Source organism: Klebsiella sp. CN_Kp100 (assembly GCF_040065315.1).
Classification (GTDB): domain Bacteria; phylum Pseudomonadota; class Gammaproteobacteria; order Enterobacterales; family Enterobacteriaceae; genus Klebsiella; species Klebsiella oxytoca.
In genome coordinates, this window is sequence record NZ_JBEAIJ010000041.1 from 126,172 (window position 1) to 151,966 (window position 25,795).

Sequence of the window (25,795 nt, forward strand, 5' to 3'; positions counted from 1 at the left end):
AGGTGCTATGAATCAGTGGGCCGTTATCTGGTCGGTGCGCGACAGCTTTATTGCCGGTTTACTCGCCACCCTTGAGCTTTTTATTACTGCGGCAATAGCCGGCTTAATTATCGGCGTGGCCCTGTGCTATTTAACCGAGTATCAAAAGAAAACTCTTAACCGGCTTATTATTGGCTTTGTCAGCTTAATGCGGGCGATTCCCTTTTTGATCCTCGCCTATTTGCTCTATTACGGACTGCCGCAAGTGGGTATTAGTCTGGAGCCCTGGACCGCCGGATTAATCGCCCTGATTATCTACCACGGCGCCTATTTCTTTGAGATTTTGCGCAGCCAGCGTCGGGTCTTTTCCGGAGGCTATATCGAGGCGGCGGTAGCGCAGGGATTCTCGCGCTACAAAATATTCCGCCGCATTATTCTGCCCAATATTTTGTCATCGGCACTACCGCTGATGGGCAATCAGCTGATTATCTGCCTGAAAGATACCGCTTTCCTCAGCATTATCACCGTCCAGGAGATAACCGCCGCGGCTAACAGCGTGCAGGCCACCTATTTTATCCCGTTTAACGCCTTTATTGTCGCCATTGGGCTCTACTGGGCGATCAGCATCCTGCTGGAGCTGTTGATTAAGCGTCTGAGCGCCTGGGGAGCGAGAAGAGGAATGAGTCATGCCTGATACGACTGCTGTAAGCGTCAAAAACGTCTCAAAACAGTTTGATAATGTTGAAGTTCTTCGTGATATCAATCTGACGGTAGAGAAAGGGACCGTGGTGAGCATACTCGGCTCGTCGGGGTCAGGTAAATCAACGCTGCTACGCTGCATGAACTGGCTGGAACAGCCGGATCGCGGCGAGATCCGCATCAGCGGCCAGCGGCTGGGGATTGATGAGCAAAATGGCCGGGCGATGTCCCATCGTCAGCTGTCGAAAATCCGCGAGCGGGTAGGGATGGTGTTTCAGAGCTTTAACCTGTGGCCGCACCTGACGGTGCAGCAGAACGTCAGCGAAGCGCTGCTGCACGTCAAGGGGATGAAGCGTGATGAAGCGAAGGCTATCGCCATGCAGCAGCTGGAGAAAGTGGGGATGGCGCATAAAGCCGACGTTTACCCGATCACGCTCTCCGGCGGACAGAAGCAGAGGGTGGCTATTGCCCGTTCGCTGGCGATGTCGCCGGAGGTGATTCTGTTTGATGAGCCGACATCGGCGCTGGACCCCGAGCTGGTCAACGAGGTGCTGGGGGTGATGAAGGCACTGGCCGCCGAGGGCTACACGATGGTGGTGGTGACCCACGAGATGGACTTTGCGCGCCAGGTATCGGATGAGGTGGTGTTTCTTGAGAAGGGATTGTTGATTGAGAAAGCGCCGCCGGAGAAGTTTTTCAGCAACCCGGACTCCGAGCGCGTCAGGCAGTTTCTGCAGAGCAGCCGGTAATCTCCAGCGGCCAATCTCCCCGGTCGCGCTGCGCTTACCGGGGCTACGGGTTTCCAGCCGTCTGCGGGGCGGTAGCCCGGGTAAGGCGTTTACGCCGCGACCCGGGATTTCCGGGCTCGGTGTTGGAGGGTGGCAGATTGGGTAGCCCGGACAGGCGCGTCAAGCGCCGCCTCCGGGAGATGTTCATGCAGGGGCGGTAGCCCGGGTAAGGCGTTTACGCCGCGACCCGGGATTTCCGGGCCCGGCGCCTGAGGGTGGCAGATTGAGTAGCCCGGACAGGCGCGTCAAGCGCCGCCTCCGGGAGAGTTTCATACAGCAGCGGGGATATTTCTGAAACAACGTGAGATGCAGCGATGCCCTGGCCCCCGCTGAAATCGGCGAACCGGAGGACCGAAGACAAGGGCTGGCCGCCAGGGATGGCGGACAGAGGCGAATCGAGACAGTGATGTCGAGTTGAGCCGACCGCAGGCTGAGGTCCGGGAGGTGAGCGCAGTGCGCAGCACCGATTTCTTTGCGGGACCGCGGGGATTGTAAAGGGGGAGACGGTTTTCTCCCCCTTTACCCGTTCACCTACCACGTTGAGACATTTTCTGCGGGATAATAGTGAACGGAACCCCTGCACACTTTCCCGGAGGCGGCGCTTATCGCGCCTGTCCGGGCTACCATTCCCGGAGGCGGCGCTTGACGCGCCTCTCCGCCCTACCAAACCTCAATCCCGATCGATCGCGAACGGCTGCCAGGCTTGACGTACCGGCATTACCTCGACCCGGTTGATGTTCATATGGTCCGGCAGGGTGGCGATATAAAACATCTGTTCGGCAATATCCCGCGCGCTCAGCGGCGTGGTACCGCGATACAGGTTGTCCGACGCCGCCTGGTCGCCTTTGGTGCGCACCAGGGTAAATTCCGTTTCGGCAATACCCGGCGCGAGATCGGTCACGCGCACCCCGGTCCCGAGCAGATCGCAGCGCAGGTTATAGCTGAACTGCTTCACGAAAGCCTTACTGGCGCCGTAGACGTGGCTGCCGGGATAGGGCCACTGCCCGGCGATAGAGCCAATATTGATGATGCTCGCCCCCGCGCCGTGACGAATCAGCGTCGGTAGCAGGGCATGGGTCACGTTGACCAGCCCGGTGACATTGGTGTCGATCATCGTTTTCCAGTCGTCCAGATCCACTTTCTGCGCGGGCTGCGGCGACAGCGCCAGCCCGGCGTTGTTAATCAGCGTCGTGATATCGGCGAATTCAGCGGGCAGCGCCGCCACGGCCCCGGCGACCGCATCGCTATCGCGGACGTCGAGTTCGATAATGTGCACCGGCACCTGCGAGGCGAGCTTATCCTGTAGCGCCTTCAGCCGCTCAAAACGGCGTCCGCTCAGCACCAGCGACCAGCCCGCATCGGCGAAGACCTGCGCCGCTGCTTCCCCAAAACCCGAGGTCGCCCCGGTAATAAACACCACTTTGCTCGTTGCCATTTCATTCTCCTGTGCAGGTTGTCGCTCCCACTATAAAAACCCCGCGCGCGCGGGCACAGAGCCAGTCGGCGCGCGGCGATGTGACACGGTGTCACATCATTTTCGCCTGACTGGCTCTATCCGTTTCTGCCCTGAACGACCAATGATGAGGCCAACAACAACGACATGAGAGAGGGCAGGGTATGAAGCTGGCACTACAGAACGAGGTAGCGATAAGCAATGATGAAGTTCGGCAGCTGGATCGCGCTTATGTGTTTCATTCATGGTCGATGCAGGGCAATTTACATCCGCTGGTGATCGCCGGGGCTAAAGGCTGCGAGCTGTGGGATTACGAAGGCAATACTTACCTGGATTTCAGCAGCCAGCTGGTCAACGTCAACATTGGCTATCAGCATCCGCGCGTGCTGGCGGCGATGAAAGCCCAACTGGAAGAGCTGGTGACCATCGCGCCCGCCACTGCCAACCTCGCCCGCGGCGAAGCGGCGAAGCGCATCGTCGATCTGGCGCCGGAAGGCTTTAGCAAAGTGTTCTTCACCAACGCCGGCGCCGACGCCAACGAGAACGCCATCCGCATGGCGCGGCTCTACACCGGGCGCGATAAAGTGCTCTCTGCCTATCGCTCCTATCACGGCAACACCGGCAGCGCCATTGCCGCCACCGGCGACTGGCGCCGGGTGCCGAACGAGTATTCCCGCGGGCACGTACACTTTTTCAATCCCTACCTCTATCGCAGCGAATTTAACGCCGCGACGGAAGAGGAGGAGTGCCAGCGCGCGCTGGCCCATCTGCGGCGGATGATTGAATGCGAAGGCCCGAACGCGATAGCCGCGATTCTGCTGGAGTCGATTCCGGGCACCGCCGGGATTCTTGTCCCGCCCGAGGGCTATATGCAGGGGGTGCGGGCGCTGGCCGATGAGTTTGGTATTGTGCTGATCCTTGATGAAGTGATGGCCGGTTTTGGTCGTACCGGGAGTTGGTTTGCCTTCGAGCAGGATGGCGTGGTGCCGGATCTGGTGACTTTCGCCAAAGGGGTCAATGCGGGCTACGTCCCGGCCGGCGGCGTGCTGATTAGCGAGCCTATCGCCCGCTACTTTGATGACCATTTCTTTGCCGGGGGGCTGACCTATTCCGGCCATCCGCTGGCGATGGCGGCGATTGTCGCCACCATTGACGCGATGAAGGAAGAGAAGGTGGTGGAGAACGCGGCGACCATCGGCAACGAGGTGCTGCGTCCGGGGCTGGAGGCGCTGGCGGAGAAGCACGCGATTATCGGCAACGTGCGCGGCCGCGGTCTGTTCCAGGCGCTGGAGCTGGTCAGCAGCCGCGAACATAAAACGCCGCTGGGCGCTGCCGATATGGCGGCCATTAAAGGCGCGTTAACCGAAGCCGGCCTGCTGGCGTTTGTGGTGGAGAACCGCATTCATGTGGTGCCGCCGTGCACCATCAGCGCCGGGCAGGTGGCAAAAGGCCTGGCGATTTTTGATGCGGTATTCGCCCGCTTCGCGAACCTGGCTCAGTAAGGGGATGATTTCCCGGGTTGCGGCGTAAACGCCTTACCCGGGCGACCTTCTCGCAGATGGCGTCGAACCCGTAGCCCCGCAAGCGGGGGCGGGTTTTCAGTCTAACCGATGTTCGCCGTTCGCCAGCGCTTCGCGGTCAAAGAAGCGCTGAATCACGCCCTCCGCCATAAACGCTGCCCGGTCCGACATATGGGCAATCACATCGGCATCGTGGCTGACCAGCAGATAGGTCATTCCGTGCTCCTGCTTTAGCCGATTGAGCAGATTCAGTATTTCCGCCTGCACCGACATATCCAGCGCCGACGTTGGCTCATCCAGCAGCAGAATCTTTGGCCGCAGCAGCAGCGCGCGAGCAATCGCCACCCGCTGGCGCTGGCCGCCGGAAAGCTGGTGCGGATAGCGGCGCGCGGCGTCGGCAGGCAGCCCCACCTCTTCCAGGGCGGTGGACACCCGCTGCTCGATTTCGCCGATAGCGTGTATTTTCAGCGGCTCCGCCAGCGTACGCCATAGCGTATGATTGGGATGCAGCGAGGCGTACGGGTCCTGAAACACCATCTGTACGTTGCGCCGCAGTTCGCCCTGAAAACGCGCGCCCGGCGTAATGGCCTTATCGAACAGTTCAACGCGGCCGCGCCAGTCCCGCTGCAGCCCGGCTAATACCCGGAGAATCGTTGATTTTCCGCAGCCGGATGCGCCGATCAGGCTGAACGTTTCCCCTGCATCAACGGCAAAGCTGGCGGCGGACACCGCGGTTTTTTCAGCAAAATTCACCTGTAGATTGTTGAGATTAACGATTGCCATGCGCCGCCTCCGTCAAGTTCAGGGTTCGGTCGAGGGTCGGCAGCATCTGACCGTAAGTTTGCGCGGCCGGGCGACAGGTCCAGAGCGTACGGGTGTAGGGATGCGTCGCCGTCGTCAGATCTCGCGCCGCCATCTCATCGACCTTTTTCCCTTGATACAGGACCAGCACCCGCTGGCAGTGCTCGGCCACCAGCGGCAGGTCGTGGCTAATCAACAGCATCGCCATCCGCCGCTGTTCGCACTGCTCTACCAGCAGTTCAAGGATCTGATTGCGCAGTCGGGCATCGAGGGCTGAAGTGGGCTCATCGGCGATCAGCACCTGCGGATTATTGAGCAGCGCAAGGGCAATCATCACCCGCTGGCCCATCCCGCCGGAGAGTTCGCCAGGATAGCGGTTGAGTACCGGTAAATCCAGACCGACGGCGGCAACGGCGGCTTTGACCGCCTCCAGCCGCGCGCGGCGGCTAAGGCGCTGATGCAGAGTTAATGCCTCTTCCAGCTGCGCCTGAATGCTTTTTACCGGATTGAGCGCGTAGCGCGGATCCTGCAGCACCATCGCAATATCGTTGCCGCGTAGCGCGCGCCAGCCGCGCTCGCGAAGGGTTAATGCGTCGCGCCCCAGCACGTTGAGCGCATCGGCGCTGACGACGCCGGGCCGGCGGACCAGCCCCATCAGGGCGCGTGCGGTCATGGATTTACCGGAGCCGGATTCGCCGACCAGCGCCAGTCGCTCGTTGCCGAGCGTGAAGCTTAAATGGTCCACCACTCTGGCGGTGGGATAGTCGATGGTCAGTCCCTGAACGATCAGACGAGTATCAGTCATGTTGCGGCTCCAGAACGTCGCGCAGGCCATCGCCCAGCAGGTTAAACGCCAGGCTGGCGATCAGGATGACGGCGCCAGGGGCGGCGGCGATCCACCACTGGTCGAAAATGACCTGCATGCCGTCGGCGATCATCGCGCCCCATTCCGCCATTGGCGGGCGGGCGCCGAGGCCAAGGAAGCCGAGACCGGCAGCGGCGAGAATAATCCCGGCTAGATCCAGCGCCAGCCGGACGATCGCCGAGGGCAGGCAGAGCGGCAGAATATGGCCAATTAGCAGACGCCAGCCGCGAATGCCCATCATCTCCGCCGCCGCCAGATAGTCGCTGTGGCGCAGGCGCTGAATTTCGCTGCGCGCCTGACGGGCGTAAGCGGGCCAGGTCGTTAGCGCCAGCGCCAGGGCGCCGTTCACCAGGCCCGGGCCGAGCATCGCGACAAACGCGAAGGCCAGAATCAGCCGCGGCATCGACATTACCACGTCGGTAAAACGCATCAGCACGCGCTCCAGCCAGCCGCCGTAATAGCCGGACAGGATCCCCACCAGCAGACCGGCGGGGAGCGTAATCGCCGTCACCAGCGCAACCAGCCCCAGCGCCGGACGGGTGCCGAAAATCAGCCTTGAGAGAAGATCGCGACCGTAGCTGTCGGTGCCGAGCCAGTGCCGCGCGCCCGGACCCTGCAGCCGCGCGGCGGCGTCCTGCCAGTTCGGGTCGAGCGGAGCCAGCCAGGGCGCAAAGAGCGCAGTCAGCAGGAGTAACGTAATGATGATCAGACCGCAAAAGGCGGCGGGAGAACGGCGCAGGCGGCGTAAAAAAAGGTAGCCAGGCATCAGCGTATCCTCGGATCGGTCAGCCGCACCAGCAGGTCGGTGAGGTTATTAATCAGCACAAAGCTCGCGCCGATCAGCAGCGTACCGCCCATAATCGCCGTGGTATCGCCGGCAAAGAGCGCGGTGGTCAGATAGCGGCCAATTCCCGGCCAGGAGAAGACGGTTTCGGTCAACACCGCCCCTTCCAGCATGGAGGTCCAGGCGAGGGCGGTCACCGTCAGCAGGGTGCCGCGGATATTGGGCAGGACGTGACGCAGCAGAATCGTCATCTCACCGGCCCCTTTGGCGCGCGCCAGCAGGATGTACTCTTTGTTCATTTCGCTCAGGCAGGCGGAACGGGTCAGGCGGGTGATGCTCGCCAGAGAGTAATAGGCCAGCAGCAGCACCGGCAGCAGCAGGTGCCCGGCGGCGTTTTTAACCGCCTCTTTATCACCCGAGAGCCAGGTATCAATGAGCGCAAAGCCGGTGCGCGGTTCGACGGTGTACTGATAAATATCGTCCAGCCGCCCCGGCCCCGGCGTCCACTGCAGTTTGGCGTAAAACAGCGCCAGCATCAGCAGGCCGAGCCAGAAGATCGGCACTGAGTTGCCGAGCAGCGTAAAGGTGCGCATCGCCAGATCCCACGGCGAGCCGACGTAGCGGGCGCAGAGAACGCCTGCGATAACGCCCGACAGCGCGCCGATAATCAACGCCAGCGTGGCCAGTTCGAGGGTTGCCGGGAAAGCGGCGAGCAGGTCGTGCAGCACCGGCTGGCCGGTTGAGCTGGCGATTCCAAGATCGCCGTGGGCGAGATTCAGCAGATAGTGCCAGAACTGCAGCGGCAACGGCTGGTCGAGGCCGAGCTGGTGGCGCACCTGATCATAGGTGGACTGACTGGCGTGGTCGCCGACGATTTGCAGCACCCGATCAACCGGCGACAGCGCAGAGAGCGCAAAGGTCACCAGCAGCAGGCCGAGCAGCGTCAGGGCCAGCGTCAGCAGTCCCTGAAACAGCGCGAGCAGGGGGCGTTTTGCGCGCCGCTCTGCTCGGGGAGGTAAAACAGCAGACATGGTTATTCCGTTGGTAAAAAGTACAGTGTTATCAGCTGGTGCGATCTGTTGTTGTAGCCCGGTCAGCGCAGCGCCAACGGGAAAACATAAGGTATCGGGGCCTGCGTTCCCGGAGGCGGCGCGTTGCGCCTGTCCGGGCTACCTGATTGTACCTGCCCCAGGCGTTATTTGGTTACCCGGTCATACCACACCATATCGGCATTGAGACCCTGCTGATAACCCTTCACGTTATCGCGAACCACAATCTGGGTTTTACCCTGATCGATAAACACGTAAGGCGAATTGCGCTGCAGTTCCTCCTGCATGTTTTTATACAGATCCTGGCGCTTCGCTGCGTCCGGCTCGGCGACTGCCGCCAGGGTCGCTTTATTCAGCTCCGGGATCTGCCAGCCGTTTAGCCCGGCGACGGTACTGGATTTACCGTCGTTGTAGGCAAAGGCGCTGGCGTTAGAGTGGGCGTCGAAATAGTCAGGGATCCACAGCCGAATCGCCGCCTGATGCTGTTTGGCGCGCACGCGAGCATAGACCTGGCTACCCGCGGCCGGCAGCAAATCCACCTTCACGCCGCCCTGGGCGAAGCTCGCCTGCATCGACTGAGCAATGGTGATAAACGGCGGCTTGTTTTCGACGTCGAGGGTGAAATGCGCCTCTTTAATGCCCGCTTTAGCGAGGATGTCTTTGGCTTTTTGCGGGTTGAATGTAAACGGGTTATTCTCCAGCGCGCCCGGCAGGCCGACCGGCAGGAAGCTCTGATGGACGAAATATTGCCCTTTCAGCAAATCTTTCGTGATGCCGTTGTAATCCACCAGCCAGCGCGCCGCTTCCCAGAAGGCCGGGTTTTTCAGCAGCGGGTTAGCGCTGTTGCCGGTATTAAAGACCAGATAGTTCTGCTCAGCGGAGGGGATGCTGAGAACCTTGACGCCCGCTTTACCCTGCAGAGCCGCAATCTGGTCGGCGCCGAGATCGCGCGCCACGTCAGCATCACCCTGCTGGATGAGAAGACGACGTGAGGCCGGGTCCGGAACGTTTTTAATGATGATGCTTTTCAGCTTCGGCGCGCCGCCGGGTGCGCTGCTGTTGGCCTCCAGCACGATGGCCTGATGCGGCTGATAGACCCGCATTTTATACGCGCCGCTGCCCGCCGAGTGCATTTTCAGCCAGCCGTTGCCGAAGTCGTTATCTTTGGCGTTCGGGGCGACCTGTTTCTCATCGACGATAGAGGCAATCGGCGTGGAGAGAATATTCAGCGCCACCGCCGGGCTGACGTCGGCAGTCCAGCGTAGCGTGAGGGTATGGTCGTCTACCTTCTTCAACTGGCTGGCGATGTTATCCGGCTGCCAGCCGAGGACGTTAAGAATAAACGCCGGCGATTTGTTCAGGGTGACCGCGCGGGTGTATGAGTAAATGACATCTTCCGGGCGTAGCGGGTTACCGGAGGCGAATTTGGCGTCGGGCTTTAGCTTGATGGTCAGCGTTTTCGCCGCCGGATCGGCCTGCCAGCTTTCGGCCAGGATCGGGGTGATTTTTTCAGGGTTATCGCGGTCCGGCTGCACCAGACGCTGATAAAGGCTCGGTACCGTCTGGATGCTGGAGAGCTCGTTGGCTTCCGCCGGGTCGAGGCTGACGATATCGTCGAGGCCCTGGGCGACCACCAGAGTCCCCGGCGGCGTGGCGGCGTGAACGGCGGCGGATAACGCGGCGAGCGCCAGCAGCGGCAGCAGTTTTTTAGTCATATGCGATCCCTGAAAAAAGTTATTGTGATTATTGATGTTTCGCTACGTTAGGCCGCTTAATTACGGGCGTAAAGTCAAAGATCGGCTAAGTTTATGCTTAAAAAGCATAAGCAACACCAATGGGTTATGACGATCGATCGTACCGGGCATCTTCCGGCCGTTCGGCTTTCTTGCTATAACAATTTGATAACAATACGGGAGAGATAAGCGTGCCGGAAATTAATGAATTTGGTCAGCAGGTCAACGATCGCGTGCCCGGGTGGCGGGGGGCGGGGCTTCTGCGCCGCACGGCGTTAAATGGCCGCTATTGCCGACTGGAGCCGCTGGATACCGACCGGCACGCGGCGGATCTGTTTGCTGCCTATGCTCTCGGCGACGACAGTGACTGGACGTGGCTGGCGAGCACGCGTCCGCAGAGCGTTGAGTCAACGGCGAACTGGATCACCGGCAAGGTTATGGATGACGGACTGGTGCCCTACGCGGTTGTCGATCTGCGCTGCGAGCGAGCCGTCGGGCTGGTCAGCTATATGGCGATTGAGCGGGCGATGGGCACGGTGGAGATTGGCCACGTCACCTGGTCGCGGGCGATGAAAAATACGCCGCTCGGCACCGAGGCGGTCTGGCTGCTGCTGCAAAATGGTTTTGCCCATGGCTATCATCGACTGGAGTGGAAGTGTGACTCAATGAATATTGCTTCCCGCCGCGCCGCTGACCGACTGGGATTCACCTGGGAAGGACGCCTTCGCCAGAGGATGGTGCGTAAAGGACGAACCCGCGATAGCGATATGCTGTCGATTATTGACAGCGAATGGCCCGCGCGCGATGCGGCGCTGCGGGCCTGGCTGGCGCCGGAGAATTTTGATGCTAATGGACGGCAGATAAAGCGGCTGGAAGATTTTCGCTAGTTTTCCCTCTCCCGGAGGGAGAGGGAGCCGTTCGGCGCAAACGTTGCCTCCCGGCACAGGGCTTGAGGGGGCTACTGATGCGGTTTTCGCCCTCGCCCCGTTGGGGAGAGGGCGGGGTGACGGGAACCGCCTCTTACCGGCGAACCGGCGCGCCGTTCGCCACGTAATACGCCGCCGTGCTCTTCGGCAGCGGCTGACGGCCGCGAATGGCATCAGCCATTTTTTCGCCAATCATAATTGTGGTCGCGTTAAGGTTGCCGGTAATAATCTGCGGCATGATCGAGGCGTCGACCACGCGCAGGCTTTCCAGTCCGTGAACCCGACCTTCGCCATCGACCACCGCCATCTCGTCATAGCCCATTTTACAGGTGCCGCACGGATGGAAGGCGGTTTCCGCATGATTGCGCACGAACTCATCCAGCTCGGCATCGCTCTGGCACTCCGCACCCGGGCTGATCTCCCGGCCGCGATAGTTATCCAGCGCCGGCTGATGCATGATTTCGCGGGTAATCCGAATCGCATCGCGAAACTCCTGCCAGTCCTGTTCGCTGGACATATAGTTAAACAGAATCGCCGGATGTTCGTGCGGATCGCGCGATTTCAGCCGCACGTGGCCGCGACTCGGGGAGCGCATAGAGCCAACGTGGCACTGGAAGCCGTGCTCTTTCACCGCGTTTGAGCCGTTGTAGTTAATCGCGACCGGCAGGAAGTGATACTGAATATTCGGCCACGTAAAGGCTTCCCGGCTGCGAATAAATCCGCCCGCTTCAAACTGGTTGCTGGCGCCGATGCCGGTTCCGCCGAACAGCCATTCGGCGCCGATTTTCGGCTGGTTCCACCACTGCAGCGCCGGGTAAAGCGACACCGGCTCTTTGCATTCGTACTGCAGATACATCTCCAGATGATCCTGCAAGTTTTCCCCGACGCCCGGCAGGGCGTGTACCAGCGGAATATCGAACTGGCGCAACAGTTCCGGGCTGCCGACGCCGGATCGCTGCAGAATTTGCGGCGAAGCGATAGCCCCCGCGCAGAGCAGCACTTCTTTATTGGCGGTCGCTTTCGACGGCGCGGTGCTGTCGCCCTCCAGCCACTCGACGCCGACGGCGCGCTTGCCGGCAAAAATAATATGATCGGTCAGCGCATGGGTGCGAATAGTCAGATTGGGACGCGCGCGCGCCTGGTCGAGATAGCCGCGCGCGGTGCTGGCGCGGCGTCCCTGCGGCGTCACGGTACGATCCATCGGGCCAAATCCCTCCTGCTGGTAGCCGTTAAGATCGTCGGTGCGCGGATAGCCAGCTTGTACGCCAGCTTCAATCATCGCGTGGAACAGCGGATTATTGCCCTGCTTTGGCGTGGTGACGCTGACCGGGCCGTCGCCGCCGTGGTAATCGTTGGCGCCGATATCGCGGGATTCTGCTTTGCGGTAATAGGGCAGGCAGTCCAGGTAGCTCCAGTGCTCAAGCCCCGGCGCCGAGGCCCAGTTATCAAGATCCATAGCGTTGCCGCGGATATAGCACATGCCGTTGATTAACGAGGATCCGCCGAGTCCCTTACCGCGTCCGCACTCCATGCGGCGATGGTTCATATGCGGTTCAGGCTCGGTCTCGTAGGCCCAGTTATAGCGACGCCCCTGTAGAGGAAACGCCAGCGCGGCGGGCATCTGGGTGCGGAAGTCGAAACGGTAATCCGGGCCGCCCGCTTCCAGCAGCAGGACGGTGGTGTCAGGATCTTCCGTCAGTCGTGTAGCCAGTACGTTGCCGGCGGAACCGGCACCAATAATAATGTAGTCAAACTGCAAAAATGACCTCCTGGTTAAAATATGGATTGAAACTGACCCATCTCAACCTGGATGGATTTTATCTGGGTGTAGCTGTGCAGCGTCTGTACGCCGTTTTCGCGGCCAATCCCGGAGTGCTTGTAGCCGCCGACCGGCATCTCCGCAGGGGATTCGCCCCAGGTGTTGATCCAGCAGATCCCGGCCTCCAGCCGATGAATCAGACGATGGGCGCGGTTTAAATCCGGCGTGACGACGCCAGCGGCGAGGCCGTATTCGGTGGCATTGGCGCGGCGAACCGCTTCTTCCTCATCGTCGTAGCTCAGAATCGACATCACCGGGCCGAAGATCTCTTCGCGGACGATGGTCATCTGGTCATCGCAGTCGGTAAATACCGTCGGGGCGACCCATGCCCCGTGGTCGAAGCCTTCCCCTTTCAGCACTTCGCCGCCGCAGAGCAGGCGCGCGCCTTCTTGTTTACCCGTCTCGATGTAGCGCAGCACGTTCTCGCGGTGCGGGAAGCTCACCAGCGGCCCGAAGTTGGTGCTTTCAGCAAACAGATCGCCGGGGCGGATACGCGCCACGCGGGCGAGGACTTTCTCTTCAAATGCCGCTTTCAGGCGCGCCGGAACGAATACCCGGGTGCCGTTGGTGCAGACCTGGCCTGAACTGTAGAAGTTAGCCATCATCGCGATGTCGGCGGCGAGGTCGAGGTTGGCGTCTTCGCAGACGATCAGCGGTGATTTTCCGCCCAGCTCCATAGTCACTTCCTTCAGTGAGGAGGCGGCGGAGTTGGCCATCACTTTTTTGCCGCTGGCGACGCCGCCGGTAAAGGAGATTTTGGCGATGTCCGGGTGCTCGGTGAGATACTGGCCGGTTTCGGCGCCGGTGCCCGGCAGCACGTTAAATACGCCCGCCGGTAGTCCCGCTTCGCGGTAAATTTCCGCCAGCTTCAGGGCGGTGAGCGGGGTGACTTCACTCGGCTTAAAGATCATCGCGTTCCCGGCCGCCAGCGCCGGGGCTGATTTCCATAAGGCGATCTGGATCGGGTAGTTCCAGGCACCGATCCCGGCGACGACGCCCAGCGGTTCCCGGCGGGTATAGACGAATGAACTTTCGCGTAGCGGGATCTGGCTCCCTTCCAGCGCCGGGATCAGGCCCGCGTAGTACTCCAGGACATCAGCGCCGGTGACGATATCGACGGCGGCGGTTTCGCTTAGCGGTTTGCCGGTATCGAGAGTTTCCAGACGCGCCAGTTCGTCGTTGCGCTCGCGCAGAATGTCGACCGCTTTACGCAAAATGCGCGAACGTTCCATGGCGCTCATCGCCGCCCAGATTTTTTGCCCTTTTTGGGCGCTCTTTACCGCCCGGTCGACGTCTTCGCGGCCGGCGGCCTGGACGGTCGCCAGCACTTCCCCGTTGGCGGGGTTAATCGTCTCGAAGGTTTTACCGCTGGTGGCGGAAACATAACCACCGTCGATGTAAAGCTGCTGTTCGGCCATTCGGGACATGGGTCCTCCATTATTGAGAAGTCGGTGGCAGATATTTGCTGATGAAGTGCTCGGCGAGCGTTTCGGCGCGGGCTTTATCGAGCGGTTTACCGCTCAGCGCCGCGCGTAGCCACAGCCCGTCGATCAGCGCGGCGAGACCGTATCCGGCCTCCTGCGCCTCTTCGCGCGGCAGGGCGCGCTGAAACTCATAGACGATATTCGACAGCAGTCGTCGGCTGCTGACCTGCTGCAGGCGATAGAGCATCGGCTGATGCATGCTGCTGGCCCAAAAGGCGAGCCAGGCCTTCATTGCCGCGCTGCTTATCTGACTCTCGTCGAAGTTGCCGGCCACGATGGCGCGCAGGCGTTCCCGCGGGCCGACCCCGGGCAGGGCGTGCAGGCGGCTCAACACCGCCTGGCGCAGCTGGCCGGTGATATCGCGCATCGTCGCCTCCAGCAGGCCGTTCTTATCTTTGAAATAGTGGCTGATGATGCCGGTCGATACGCCAGCACGTCGGGCGATCTGCGCGACGGTGGCATCGTGCATTCCCACTTCATTGATGGCGGCCAGGGTCGCGTCAATCAGCTGCCGCTGCCGTATCGGTTGCATCCCCAGTTTGGGCATTTCTCAGACTCCATTCATCAGCTTTGTTTATCTATTAAAGCGGTTTTTGATTGGACGTTCAATATAAAATGTGTCTTAATTGTTGCCGATTTTGTCTTTAATAGTTGCAAAAAAAAGTAAGGAGAATGGATGACAGACCTTTCGCCGAGCAGAGAAAAGGACAAAATCAATCCGGTGGTTTTTTATACCTCCGCCGGACTGATTTTGTTGTTTTCCCTGATGACTCTCTTCTTCAGCGATTTTTCCGCGGCCTGGATTGGCCGTACCCTGAACTGGGTTTCAAAGACCTTCGGCTGGTACTATTTGCTGGCGGCAACGCTGTATATCGTGTTTGTGGTGTGCATCGCCTGCTCGCGTTTCGGTTCGGTGAAGCTCGGGCCGGAGCACTCGAAGCCGGAGTTTAGCGTCATGAGCTGGGCGGCAATGCTGTTCGCCGCCGGTATCGGTATCGACCTGATGTTTTTCTCCGTCGCCGAACCGGTGACCCAGTATATGCAGCCGCCGGAAGGGGCGGGGCAGACCATGGAGGCGGCGCGCCAGGCGATGGTATGGACGTTGTTTCACTACGGGCTGACCGGCTGGTCGATGTATGCCCTGATGGGGATGGCGCTGGGATACTTTAGCTATCGTTATAATTTACCCCTGACCATCCGCTCCGCGCTCTATCCGATCTTCGGCAAAAAGATTAATGGCCCAATCGGCCACAGCGTGGATATCGCCGCCGTTATCGGCACCATTTTTGGTATCGCCACCACCCTCGGGATTGGCGTGGTGCAGCTAAACTACGGCCTCAGCGTGCTGTTTGATATTCCGGATTCGCTGGGCGCGAAAGCGGCGCTGATCGTGCTGTCGGTCATTATCGCCACCATCTCCGTGACCTCCGGGGTGGATAAAGGCATTCGTATCCTTTCCGAGCTTAACGTGGTGCTGGCCCTCGGGCTGATCCTGTTTATCCTGTTTATGGGCGACACCGAGTTTCTGCTCAACGCGCTGGTGCTCAATGTTGGCGACTATGTGAATCGTTTTATGGGCATGACCCTCAACAGCTTCGCCTTCGATCGTCCGGTCGAGTGGATGAACAACTGGACCCTGTTCTTCTGGGCGTGGTGGGTGGCGTGGTCGCCGTTTGTCGGCCTGTTCCTGGCGCGTATTTCACGCGGGCGCACCATTCGTCAGTTTGTGGTGGGAACGCTGATTATCCCGTTCACCTTTACGCTGCTGTGGCTGTCGGTGTTCGGCAATAGCGCGCTGTATGAAATCATCCACGGCAATGCGGCCTTCGCCGCCGAGGCGGTCGCCCACCCGGAGCGCGGCTTCTATAACCTGCTGGCGCAGTATCCGGCGTTTACCTTTAGCGCTTCGGTGGCGACGATTACCGGCCTGCTGTTTTACGTGACCTCCGCGGATTCCGGGGCGCTGGTGCTGGGTAACTTCACCTCGAAGCTGAAGGATATCAACAGCGATGCGCCAAACTGGCTGCGGATCTTCTGGTCGGTGGTTATCGGCCTGCTGACCCTGGGGATGCTGATGACTAACGGCATTTCTGCCCTGCAGAACGCGACGGTGATTATGGGGCTGCCGTTTAGCTTCGTGATCTTCTTCGTGATGGCGGGGTTATATAAGTCGCTGAAGGTTGAGGATTATCGCCGCGAGAGCGCCAACCGCGACACCGCCCCGCGACCGCTGGGCGTGCAGGATCGCCTGAGCTGGAAGAAGCGCCTGTCACGGCTGATGAACTATCCCGGCACGCGCTATACCCGCCAGATGATGGAGACGGTGTGCTTCCCGGCGATGGAAGAGGTGGCGCAGGAGCTGAAGCTGCGCGGTGCCTACGTCGAGCTAAAAAGCCTGCCGCCGGAAGAGGGGGACAACCTGGGCCATCTTGACCTGCTGGTGCATATGGGCGACGAGCAGAACTTTGTTTATCAGATCTGGCCGCAGCAGTACTCCATTCCCGGCTTTACCTACCGGGCGCGCAGCGGGAAGTCGACCTACTATCGTCTGGAGACCTTCCTGCTGGAAGGGAGTCAGGGCAACGACCTGATGGACTACAGCAAAGAGCAGGTCATTACCGATATTCTTGACCAGTACGAGCGTCATTTGAACTTTATCCACCTGCATCGCGAAGCGCCGGGCAACAGCGTGACCTTCCCCGGAATGTAGGCTATCTAAACGTTTTCTGAAAAAGGATTGCAGCTGGTTAAATATACAGTGAAAAGCGCAGGGAAGCGTATGATGGCGGCGGGTGCCTGAGGCTTTCTGCGTTCAGGCTTAGGTGAGGATTCAGAAAGACGAAGCCCCAGGAGATGTTCCCATCAACCTGAGGCCTACAATCCAAACCTAGCACGTTGGATAGTAGCCTCTTCTTCGCATGGAGGCAACGAGATGCTGACAAAATACGCCCTGGTGGCAATCATCGTGCTGTGTCTGACAGCGCTGGGATTGACGTTAATGGTGCACGACTCGCTGTGCGAGCTGAGCATCAAAGAACGTAGTATGGAGTTCAAGGCCGTTCTCGCTTACGAAACGAAGAAGTAGCCGGTATGCGGGGAGCTATCCCCGCTTATCCGCAGGTTGGGTAAGGAACCTTAAGGCACCTTTTTTCTGCTGATCCGGGAGCAGGATGGACGGCGAGAGAACAGAGACCGGTTAAAAGCAAAAGCGCCGCCACCCTGCATAATGCTTATCTGGCAGGCGTCAGAGTATTGACGTCGACCACGTCCATACCTGCATTTTTTGCGGCTTCAATACCAAATCGTGAGTCTTCAAAAACCAGGCAGCGTTCAGGCTGAACCTGAAGCTCGCTGGCACATAATAAAAAAGTGTCGGCGGCGGGTTTATGATTTTTAACCCGGTCAGCGGAGACGATAGCGGCGAAATGCTGAGTTAATTGAAAGCGTGCAAGCAGTATATCCACGGTGCTACGTTCGCTTCCGGTTCCCAGCGCCAGGGGAATTTTGCCCTGCCACTGCTGTAAAATCTTCATGGCCGGTAAAAGCTGAATATCGACCGTCTGCAGCAAGTTCTCGATCGCCTGTTTTTTACGCTCGGCCAGGGAGAACGGATCGGCTCGTAATCCTTTTAAGGCCACAAGCTGGCTGGCCACCTGCCAGGGCGCTGAACCATTGAACGGAATCAGCTCCTCTTCAGAAATGGTGATATTGTCGGCAGCGAATACGCTCAGCCACGCTTTGCGGTGCAAAGGTTCGGTGTCAAAAAGCGTGCCATCCATATCAAAAATCAGGGCCTGATAGTGGCGATACATAATAATTGCCTGTGTGCTGTGATCATCGTCAGGGAGGGAAATGCGGGGAAAGCTCCCCGCATTTTTATATCGTCTTACCAGCAGACAAAGCCGCCGTCGACGACCAGATCAACCCCGGTACAGAATGAGGCCGCATCGCTGGCAAGGAACAGCGCCGGACCGGCCATCTCTTCAACCTTCGCCATGCGCTGGATCGGCGTCTGGCTTTCGAACTCGCGGGTCTGATGAACCATCTCAGGGCGGGTGTTCATCGGCGTGGCGGTGTAGCCTGGGCTGATGGAGTTAACGCGGATCCCTTTGCCGATCCACTCCATCGCGAGGCTTTTCGACAGGTGGATCACGCCCGCTTTCGAGCAGTTGTAGTGAGCCTGATCGAGGCCGCGGTTAACAATAATGCCGGACATGGAAGCGATATTAATAATCGAGCCGCCGCCGGATTCCTGCATCAGTTCAGCTTCCGCCTTACAGGAGTTCCACACGCCGGTAAGGTTAATATCGATAACCCGCTGCCACTGCTCGGTTTCCATTTCCAGCGCCGGATTGGCATTAGCAATCCCGGCGGCGTTTACGGCGACATCAAGGCGGCCAAAGCGGCTTTTCGCCAGCGCGACGCCGGCGCGTAGGTCGCTAAGCTGACGAACATCGCCGGTGTAAAAACAGGCTCCGCCGCCGATCGCCTCAATATTTTTGACGGTTTCAGCAAGGCCGCCGTCTTCACGTAGATCGAAGCAAACAACCCGGGCTCCCGCGCTGGCGAGTCCGTAAGCAATCATCTGGCCGATGCCGCTGCCCGCGCCGGTGACAAAGGCTACGCGGTCCTGCAGATTAAATAGCTGTTGGGCAAAATCTTTTGCGATCATAGTTATTTCTCTCTAAAAAATATTCTTTAGCATGCCCGGGGTTGGCGTTCCCGGAGGCGGCGAGTTGCGCCTGTCCGGGCTACGGGGCTTGTGCCGTCGGGTAGCCCGGACAGGTGCGCAGCACCGCCTCCGGGAGATGATTTGTGTAGCCTGACCTGAAAAATGCCAGGCTGGCGGCATTACGACATAATCAAGCCGCCATCGATATTGATGGTCTGCCCGGTGAGGTAGCGCGCGTCGTCGGAGGCGAGAAACGCCACCAGCCCGGCAACGTCTTCCGGTTTGCCGGCGCGCTTCATTGGAATGCCTTCGACCCACTCCGCCATTAGCTCGCCCTTACCGTAGCGCTTCTGCTCGGTGCTGAGGATCTCGCCCCAGACGCGGTCGTTGTAATCCCACATTTCGCTTTCAATAATGCCCGGACAGAAGGCGTTAACGGTGATATTCCACGGCGCCAGCTCGTGCGCCAGGCTTTGGGTGATGCCGATGACGCCCATTTTGCTGGCGGCATAGTGCGGGGTGTAGATAAAACCCTGTCGACCCTGGCCGGAAGAGGTATTGATCAGGCTGCCGTGGTTCTGCTTAACCATGTATTTGGCGGCTTCGCGGCAGCACAGCCAGACGCCGGTGGTGTTAACGGCGAGCACTTTTTCAAAGTCGGCTTTCGGCATGCGATCGTAATAGTCGATGGTGATCACGCCTGCGTTCTGGATAGAGACATCGATGGTGCCAAAACGCGCTGCAGCCTGCTCGTACAGCGACTGCACCTGCGCTTCGTCGGTCACATCAACCTGTAACGACAGGATATCGGCCTGATAGCGCTGGCGTAAGGTTTCCGCCGTTTCATGGACGCGCTCGGCGTTAGAGACCATCACCAGATTCGCACCATCGCGCGCAAAGCGCTCGGCGATACCTGCACCAATTCCGCGGCAGGCGCCGGTGATCACAACCGTTTTGTTCTGGAAATTTCTTTGCATGTTTTTCATCCCTTATTGAAGCCGGACGGCAGTGCGTCCGGCGGGGTAATAAATAGGTGATTAACTGGTGGCTCCTGCCGCAGCCAGCTTCTCCTCATGGCGGCGCATCAGGATGACTTTGTTCTGCAGTTTCTGCTGGAACTGGTCGACGACGACGGCGGTGACGATAACGACGCCTTTAATGACCATTTGCCAGAAATCGCTGACCCCCATCATCACCATGCCGTCGGCGAGGAAGACGATGACGAATGCGCCGATGATTGATCCGGTAACCCGGCCGCGACCGCCTGCCAGCGCGGTTCCGCCGAGCACGGTAGCGCCGATGGCGTCCATTTCGAACATATTGCCGGTCATCGGGTGCGCGGTTTGCAGCTGTGACGCGACGATGAGGCCAACGAATGCGGAGCACAGGCCGGAGAAGGCGTAAACGAAGATTTTTGCTTTGACGATAGGCACGCCGGCCAGGCGAGCGGCGGATTCATTACCGCCGATTGCATAGATATAGCGGCCCAGCGGGGTTTTGGTGGTCAGCCAGTAGCCCAGCAGCAGGAAGCCGATCATCAGCCAGATAGGCAGATAGATGCCCATCAGCGTCCCGGAGCCGAGAGTGGAGAAGCCGGTATTGCCCAGCGCTTCCATGCCGTTGAGGTTCGGATAGGTGCTGCCGTCGTTGAACAGCAGCGCCGAGCCTCTGGCGACATACATCATGCCCAGGGTGCAGATAAAGGGCGCCACGCCGAAGCGGGTGATTACCGCGCCGTTAACAAAGCCAACCAGCACGCCGAAGAGCGCCACGCAGAGGATCACCTCCGGCACGTTGAAAAAGATAACGCTGCCGTTCCATAAGGGCAGACCGTTGGTTAAGAGCGCCCCGGCAACCATACCGCAGATCCCGGCGACGGCGCCGACGGAAAGGTCGATACCGCCGGTCAGGATAACCAGCGTCATGCCGATGGCCAGCAGGCCGGTGATGGCCACGTGCTGGGTCATAATCAGCAGGTTAGATGTGGTCAGGAAATTCGGTACCATCACGCTGAAGAATGCGATAACCAGCAGCAGAGCGATAAACGTTCTGGCCTTCAGCAGGTACATATAAATCATATATTTCTGGTTCATGATGGGTTCCAGCCTGATTAATCTTGAGGTGTTGAAGCCGCGATCAATTTTTCGCGGGTAACCGCATGGCGCGGTAAATCGGCGGTAATCCGGCCATCGGCCATCACCAGAATGCGATCCGCCAGCGCCATAACTTCATCCAGCTCCGATGAAGAGAACATCACCGCCAGACCCTGTTGGGCCATTTTGCCGATCAGGTGATACACGTCAGTTTTCGCGCCGACGTCGATACCGCGAGTGGGCTCATCGAGAAACACCACTTCGGGCCTGGTCATCAACGCCTTGCCGAGCACCACTTTTTGTTGATTGCCGCCGCTGAGCGAGGTGATGGGCAGATCGGGGTCGCTGACCTTGATCGCCAGTTCGCGGATCATCTCTTTGACGCAGGTGATTTCTTTCTGCGGATTCAGCCATTTCCACGCCCGACGAAAGCCCTGAAGGCTGAAATCAGAGAGGGTCATATTCGATTGAATCGACATCATCTGCACCACGCCTTCTCCCTGGCGGTCTTCGGGAACCAGCGCCAGCCCTTTTTTCAGCCGCGCCTGGAACGGGGACTTTTCGATATTTTCGCCGTTGAGATGGACGTTACCGCTTTGGCAAGGCATTAATCCGACCAGGCCTTTAAACAGCTCCGTGCGTCCGGCGCCGAGCAGGCCATAGATGCCGATCACCTCTCCCTTACTTAAGGTGAAGGTCACGTCGTTGAGCTTATAGCCGCCGCTCGGGTGCAGCGCCGTTAAACCTTCAACGGCAAGGACCGCTTCGCCTTTCAGCGCGGGCCGGTAGTCGAAATGTTTTTTCTTATCGCCGACCATCTGTTCGATAATCCACGGGATACTGGCGTCGCTGACCTCGCGTTCACTGATAAAGCGTCCGTCGCGGAAAATGGTGATGTGGTCGCCAATTTCCATCAGTTCTTCGAGGCGGTGGGAAATATAGATAATGGTGACGCCGCGACGTTTAAGCTGTTCAATAACGTTAAACAGGATTTTGACTTCCGACTGGCTGAGCGCGGAGGTGGGCTCATCCATAATTAATACCCGGGTGTCTTTTGAAAGCGCGCGCGCAATTTCGACCAGCTGCTGATGGCCAATACCGAGCTCGCCGAGCTGGGTATAAGGGTCGACGTTGAGCTCCAGCCTCTCGAGTAATTTTTTGGCTAACTCGTATTGATATTTTTCGTTGATCTTTCCTTTTTGAAAGAACTCGTTAGCCATGAAAATATTATCCATGACGTTCATATTCGGAAATAAATTTAATTCCTGGAAAATGATGCTGATTCCCTGCTTTTCGGCCTGGTGAGTCGAGCTCAGGGTAACCGGAACGCCATCAAGAATAATTTGACCGGAGGAGGGTGTTTCAACGCCAGCAAGCATTTTCATCATGGTGGATTTACCCGCACCATTTTCACCGATCAGAACGTTTACTTTATTTCGATAGACCCGGTAATTGACGTTATCTAAGGCAACGACGCCGGGATAAACGCGCGATAATTCACGGGTTTCGATAATAACTTCAGATTCGACTGGTTGGGAATTGACGAGTTCTTGCCGCTGCATTTTATTGTCCTCCCAAACGAACAATTTTTGCCGGCGTAATATCAGGAACGGTCTGCGGAATATCCCAGGCCGAGAACACGCCATATACCTGCACCGCTTCACCGGTTTTAACCTGTGCCGTCTGGATCATTTTGACCGCATGTTCGTTAATCGCCCGGCTATATTCACCAAACAGCACCTGATCGTTGAAGTCCTGATAGCTGGCGCCCTGGTAGCCGTCGCGTAAAAGCGTGCCGCGCAGCGTCGGGCCAATCTGCACCACCACGTTGCCGCCGCTGGTATCCTGGATCGTCATTTTTCCGCTGCGGGAAGCGGAATCAATTTTGCTGATATTGCCTTCCACTTTGACGTAGAACACGCACGGGTTCTCATCCTGAGCGCGATAACCTAACGCTTTGCAGGCGCTATCAATGTCTTTCGCCGTGCGCAGGGCAGTCATTAACTCGGCAACGGGGCGGGCCCTGGCCACAACCTGAGGAACGACCTGCTCTTGCCATGTCCGATCGATATCCGCCATATGCGGATTAGGCGGGGATTTCAGGTCGGCCAGCTCCTGCTGAGAAACAATTCGGCAGCCTCCGAGGGCAACAACGACCAGCATCAGCGAGATTTTTTTATACATAATACTCTCCTGTGCGCCCCGGAAGGGGCGCAACAACCTGGAATCAGGATTTGATATTGAAGTCCTGAACTTTGTCTGCATTGTCCTGGGTGATCAGAATGCCGCGGAACATCACGCGCTGCCTGGCCGGTTTTTCGCCTTTTTGCAGGTAGTTATCGAGGTCGGTCACTCCCTGAGCGGCGATGGCCTGCGCCTGAAGCATCACGGTGGCCTGCAGGGTGCCGGCTTTTACCGCGTCGCGCTCATCGTTGCTGCCATCGATACCGACCACCACCACGTCGTTGCGATTAGCGGCTTTCAGCGCGGCAATGGCGCCAAGCGCGACAGGACCGTTGCCGCAAATCACGCCTTTCACGTCGGGGTGCGCCTGCAGGATGCTGTCCATAATGCGTTTGCCGTCGATTAACGTGCCCTTCGCGTCCTGCTTAGCGACGCTGACCATATCCGGGTACTGGTCGATAACCTGGTGGAAAGATTTTGAACGCGTTACGCAATTATTATCCGCCAGGTTACAGGTCAGCTCGGCGTATTTGCCTTTCTCCGCCATTTTCTCGACAAATACGTTGGCGACTTCAGAACCGGCCTGGAAGTTATTATGGGTAATTTGCTCCAGCGCAATATCATCGACAGGAATTTCACGGTTGATTAAAACCACCGGAATACCCGCTTTCTTCGCTTTTTCAATGGCGGCGACGCTGGCGGTGGAGTCGGCGTTATCCAGAATAATGCCCTGAACTTTTTTACCGATGGCGGTATCGATCAGCTCGTTCTGTTTTTTGACATCTTCGCCATGGGACAGAATGGTAGTTTGATATCCCAGCTCTTTGGCTTTCTCGCTGGCGCCCTTGGCTTCAGAGGCGTAATACGGGTTATCCAGCGAGTTAACCATGATCATAATGGTGCCTTTTTCTGCGGCCTGAGCGGCAAAAGAAAAGGCGGTCAGGGTAGCAGCAGTTAAAAGCGTTAAACGTAATTTCATGACAATTTTCTCTCTTGGTTGTTATTGTCGGGTACGGTGAAACAACGTAAGGCCTGTAAATCGAGTTTATGGGCCGGGGGTCTCCTTTTGTTGATGAGTAAGGTGCGTCACGCGTGCGATTCCCTGGTGGGCGTCAGGCGGACGTTGCCGGTTTCCATAATGTTCTGTTCACCGCATGGCGCCACTCCTGCCATCTCTTCTGCAGGCGCTGGTGGCGGGCCATATCGGGAATAAATTCGCTATGTTCGGTTAAAAAGGCTTTCAGGTCGGCGACCGTTCCCGGATTCAGGGCCTTGCGCGCAAGGAGGGCTGCGCCAATCGCCGACAGTTCGGCAACGTCGCTGCGCATCACCGGGCAGCCGAGCAGGTCAGCCTGATACTGCATTAACCAGTCGTTTTTGGTCGGGCCGCCGTCGACCATCAGCGCCGCTAAATGGAAGTCATCCTGCTGGCGCATGGCGACGACGACATCGGCGATTTGATAGGTAATGGATTCCAGCGCGGCGCGAATCAGATGGGCGCGCTTGACGCCGCGGCTCAGACCGCAAATCACGCCGCGGGCGCTGTCGTCCCACCACGGTGCGCCGAGGCCGGTTAAGGCTGGTACAAAATAGACGCCAAGAGTGGAGTCTACGGAGCCGGGAAGGGTGTTAAGCTCGTGAGCCAGTTCGGCATCCGAAAGCTCGCTTAACCCGGTGCTGTCGGCCATCCACGCCACGGCGTCGCCGGTATGGGGAATATTACCTTCTAGCCCGTAGGTGATGCTGTCGCCGTCGTGCCAGGCGATGGTGGTGGCCAGCGCGTCGATATCGCACTGTGCGGATTTTACCGGCGCCATCACCGATGACCCCGTACCGTAGGTGGCTTTAACACAGCCGAGTTCGCCCAGTGCGTGGCCAAACAACGCGGCGTGGGAATCCCCGACCATCGCCATTACCGGAATACCGTCAGGAATATTATTCAGCCCGCGGGTATAGCCAAATAATCCGCTGGACGGTTTAATCTCCGGCAGCGCGGCGCGTGGGATCTGGAATAGCGCCAGCATTTCGTCGTCCCACTGGCCGGTTTGCAGGTTCAGTAGCTGCGTGCGCGCGGCATTGGAATAATCGCAATGAAACGCTTCGCCCTGGGTTAAGTTCCACAGCAGCCAGCTGTCGATAGTGCCGAGGCAGATTTCTCCCCGCTCTGCCAGCATGCGACCCTCAGGAATGGATTCCAGCAGCCAGCGCATTTTTGAGGCAGAGAACAGGGGGGCAATCGGCAGGCCGGTAGCGGCCTTAATTTGTTGCTCAGTACCGTCGCGGCGTAGTTCATCGCAAAACGCAGCGCTGCGGGTACATTGCCAGGTGATAGCCGCGTTGATCGGCTTACCGCTCTGGCGATACCAGCCGATCGCCGTCTCGCGCTGATTGCTGATGGCTAAGGCAGCGATGTTTTCCGCGCCAACGTGTTCAACCGCTTGCGCAATAACGTCCAGTGACGCCTCTACCAGCACTTCTCCCGACTGCTCAACCCAGCCCTCACGCGGTGTTTGAATCGCCAGCGGCTGGGAGAATTTGACCACGACCTGGCCGCGGCTATCGAGCACGACGGCTTTGGCATTCGTGGTGCCTTCGTCCAGTGCAATGATGAACTCTTTAGGTGTTGCCTGCATTAGGTAGTCTCCTGAGTCACACTTCGTCCTGGTGCGGAGGGCAAAAGGTGAGCATTCCTCTTGTTCGCATTGCTTCCTGGCAGGGCATGATGTGACAATTCGTTTTCACTTTTTTAATCACTGAATATATATTCGATAGTGATTATTTATTTGATACCTTAGCCAGAAACTTCCCGTCGGGCTACTGGAAAAGTTATCAATTGTGCTGGCAATCACACTTATCCGATCGGCGAAGCGTTCAGCTATGGGTGGGAAAGGAGGTGATTTTCGAGTTTTATATTATTGAAATATAATGACTTATTTGCGTAACCTT

General features: G+C 58.4%; 23 protein-coding genes. 6 read left to right on the plus strand and 17 right to left on the minus strand.

Features of this window, described 5'->3' with window-relative positions; all coding sequences use genetic code 11:
• Window positions 1-7 precede the first annotated feature (7 nt).
• Complete coding sequence (locus ABLV12_RS17740) at window positions 8-673, plus strand: amino acid ABC transporter permease (RefSeq protein ID WP_004100026.1); 666 nt, start codon at window positions 8-10, stop codon at window positions 671-673.
• Complete coding sequence (locus ABLV12_RS17745; protein WP_004111204.1) at window positions 666-1,427, plus strand: amino acid ABC transporter ATP-binding protein; 762 nt, start codon at window positions 666-668, stop codon at window positions 1,425-1,427. The genes ABLV12_RS17740 and ABLV12_RS17745 overlap by 8 nt, the downstream gene beginning before the upstream one ends.
• Window positions 1,428-2,136: 709 nt before the next feature.
• On the opposite strand, the gene ABLV12_RS17750 is transcribed toward ABLV12_RS17745, so the two are convergent.
• On the minus strand, window positions 2,137-2,901 hold the full coding sequence (locus tag ABLV12_RS17750; protein ID WP_004100028.1) for an SDR family NAD(P)-dependent oxidoreductase: 765 nt from the start codon (window positions 2,899-2,901) through the stop codon (window positions 2,137-2,139).
• Between the two features lie 182 nt (window positions 2,902-3,083).
• Between ABLV12_RS17750 and ABLV12_RS17755 the strand changes: the two genes are divergently transcribed.
• Window positions 3,084-4,421, plus strand: coding sequence for an aspartate aminotransferase family protein (locus tag ABLV12_RS17755; RefSeq protein ID WP_004100029.1), 1,338 nt, complete (start codon window positions 3,084-3,086; stop codon window positions 4,419-4,421).
• 96 nt (window positions 4,422-4,517) lie between these two features.
• Here the strand turns inward: ABLV12_RS17755 and ABLV12_RS17760 are convergent, their stop codons facing one another.
• The 5 genes from ABLV12_RS17760 to ABLV12_RS17780 all read right to left on the minus strand — a co-directional run bounded on the left by ABLV12_RS17760 (window position 4,518) and on the right by ABLV12_RS17780 (window position 9,653).
• Window positions 4,518-5,222, minus strand: a complete 705-nt coding sequence (locus ABLV12_RS17760) for an ABC transporter ATP-binding protein (RefSeq protein ID WP_004100030.1) — start codon at window positions 5,220-5,222, stop codon at window positions 4,518-4,520.
• Complete coding sequence (locus ABLV12_RS17765; protein ID WP_348867194.1) at window positions 5,209-6,045, minus strand: ABC transporter ATP-binding protein; 837 nt, start codon at window positions 6,043-6,045, stop codon at window positions 5,209-5,211. The genes ABLV12_RS17760 and ABLV12_RS17765 overlap by 14 nt, the downstream gene beginning before the upstream one ends.
• A complete protein-coding gene (locus tag ABLV12_RS17770; RefSeq protein ID WP_004100032.1) occupies window positions 6,038-6,871 on the minus strand; it encodes an ABC transporter permease in 834 nt (277 codons plus the stop codon). Before ABLV12_RS17770 ends, ABLV12_RS17765 begins: the two co-directional genes overlap by 8 nt.
• Window positions 6,871-7,920 (minus strand): ABC transporter permease, encoded by a 1,050-nt coding sequence (locus tag ABLV12_RS17775; RefSeq protein ID WP_004100034.1) that lies wholly within the window; start codon window positions 7,918-7,920, stop codon window positions 6,871-6,873. Before ABLV12_RS17775 ends, ABLV12_RS17770 begins: the two co-directional genes overlap by 1 nt.
• Before the next feature lie 164 nt (window positions 7,921-8,084).
• Window positions 8,085-9,653: an ABC transporter substrate-binding protein gene (locus tag ABLV12_RS17780; protein WP_004111210.1), complete on the minus strand. Its 1,569-nt coding sequence runs from the start codon at window positions 9,651-9,653 to the stop codon at window positions 8,085-8,087.
• A 209-nt stretch (window positions 9,654-9,862) separates the two neighbouring features.
• Here ABLV12_RS17780 and ABLV12_RS17785 point away from each other — a divergent pair, with 209 nt between their 5' ends.
• On the plus strand, window positions 9,863-10,558 hold the full coding sequence (locus ABLV12_RS17785) for a GNAT family protein (protein WP_348867195.1): 696 nt from the start codon (window positions 9,863-9,865) through the stop codon (window positions 10,556-10,558).
• Between the two features lie 133 nt (window positions 10,559-10,691).
• Here the strand turns inward: ABLV12_RS17785 and betA are convergent, their stop codons facing one another.
• Genes betA through betI form a run of 3 tightly spaced genes read right to left on the minus strand, consistent with a single transcriptional unit; the run spans window position 10,692 to window position 14,447 of the window.
• Complete coding sequence (gene betA / locus ABLV12_RS17790) at window positions 10,692-12,356, minus strand: choline dehydrogenase (RefSeq protein ID WP_064345007.1); 1,665 nt, start codon at window positions 12,354-12,356, stop codon at window positions 10,692-10,694.
• Between the two features lie 14 nt (window positions 12,357-12,370).
• Window positions 12,371-13,843 (minus strand): betaine-aldehyde dehydrogenase, encoded by a 1,473-nt coding sequence (gene betB / locus ABLV12_RS17795; protein WP_004100039.1) that lies wholly within the window; start codon window positions 13,841-13,843, stop codon window positions 12,371-12,373.
• A 10-nt stretch (window positions 13,844-13,853) separates the two neighbouring features.
• Complete coding sequence (gene betI / locus ABLV12_RS17800) at window positions 13,854-14,447, minus strand: transcriptional regulator BetI (protein ID WP_160885810.1); 594 nt, start codon at window positions 14,445-14,447, stop codon at window positions 13,854-13,856.
• A 129-nt stretch (window positions 14,448-14,576) separates the two neighbouring features.
• Here betI and betT point away from each other — a divergent pair, with 129 nt between their 5' ends.
• Both betT and ABLV12_RS17810 read left to right on the plus strand, forming a co-directional pair.
• Window positions 14,577-16,610 (plus strand): choline BCCT transporter BetT, encoded by a 2,034-nt coding sequence (betT, locus tag ABLV12_RS17805; protein WP_004100042.1) that lies wholly within the window; start codon window positions 14,577-14,579, stop codon window positions 16,608-16,610.
• Window positions 16,611-16,832: 222 nt separating this feature from the next.
• Window positions 16,833-16,985, plus strand: a complete 153-nt coding sequence (locus tag ABLV12_RS17810; protein WP_004100044.1) for a Hok/Gef family protein — start codon at window positions 16,833-16,835, stop codon at window positions 16,983-16,985.
• 145 nt (window positions 16,986-17,130) lie between these two features.
• Here the strand turns inward: ABLV12_RS17810 and yqaB are convergent, their stop codons facing one another.
• The 8 genes from yqaB to ABLV12_RS17850 form a co-directional block, all read right to left on the minus strand.
• The gene (gene yqaB / locus ABLV12_RS17815) at window positions 17,131-17,712 is read right to left on the minus strand and encodes a fructose-1-phosphate/6-phosphogluconate phosphatase (RefSeq protein ID WP_004111221.1); all 582 of its coding nucleotides are present in this window, start codon (window positions 17,710-17,712) and stop codon (window positions 17,131-17,133) included.
• A 74-nt stretch (window positions 17,713-17,786) separates the two neighbouring features.
• The gene (locus ABLV12_RS17820) at window positions 17,787-18,572 is read right to left on the minus strand and encodes an SDR family oxidoreductase (protein WP_004111223.1); all 786 of its coding nucleotides are present in this window, start codon (window positions 18,570-18,572) and stop codon (window positions 17,787-17,789) included.
• 179 nt (window positions 18,573-18,751) lie between these two features.
• The gene (locus ABLV12_RS17825; RefSeq protein ID WP_004100047.1) at window positions 18,752-19,549 is read right to left on the minus strand and encodes an SDR family oxidoreductase; all 798 of its coding nucleotides are present in this window, start codon (window positions 19,547-19,549) and stop codon (window positions 18,752-18,754) included.
• Between the two features lie 60 nt (window positions 19,550-19,609).
• Window positions 19,610-20,665, minus strand: a complete 1,056-nt coding sequence (locus ABLV12_RS17830; protein WP_004100048.1) for an ABC transporter permease — start codon at window positions 20,663-20,665, stop codon at window positions 19,610-19,612.
• A gap of 17 nt (window positions 20,666-20,682) precedes the next feature.
• Window positions 20,683-22,227, minus strand: coding sequence for a sugar ABC transporter ATP-binding protein (locus ABLV12_RS17835; RefSeq protein WP_348867196.1), 1,545 nt, complete (start codon window positions 22,225-22,227; stop codon window positions 20,683-20,685).
• A 1-nt stretch (window position 22,228) separates the two neighbouring features.
• A complete protein-coding gene (locus ABLV12_RS17840) occupies window positions 22,229-22,849 on the minus strand; it encodes a DUF2291 domain-containing protein (RefSeq protein ID WP_004111235.1) in 621 nt (206 codons plus the stop codon).
• A 43-nt stretch (window positions 22,850-22,892) separates the two neighbouring features.
• Entirely contained in the window at window positions 22,893-23,828 is a 936-nt protein-coding gene (locus ABLV12_RS17845; RefSeq protein ID WP_004100051.1) for a D-ribose ABC transporter substrate-binding protein, read from the minus strand.
• 133 nt (window positions 23,829-23,961) lie between these two features.
• Window positions 23,962-25,482 (minus strand): FGGY-family carbohydrate kinase, encoded by a 1,521-nt coding sequence (locus ABLV12_RS17850; protein WP_348867197.1) that lies wholly within the window; start codon window positions 25,480-25,482, stop codon window positions 23,962-23,964.
• Window positions 25,483-25,795: the final 313 nt, after the last annotated feature.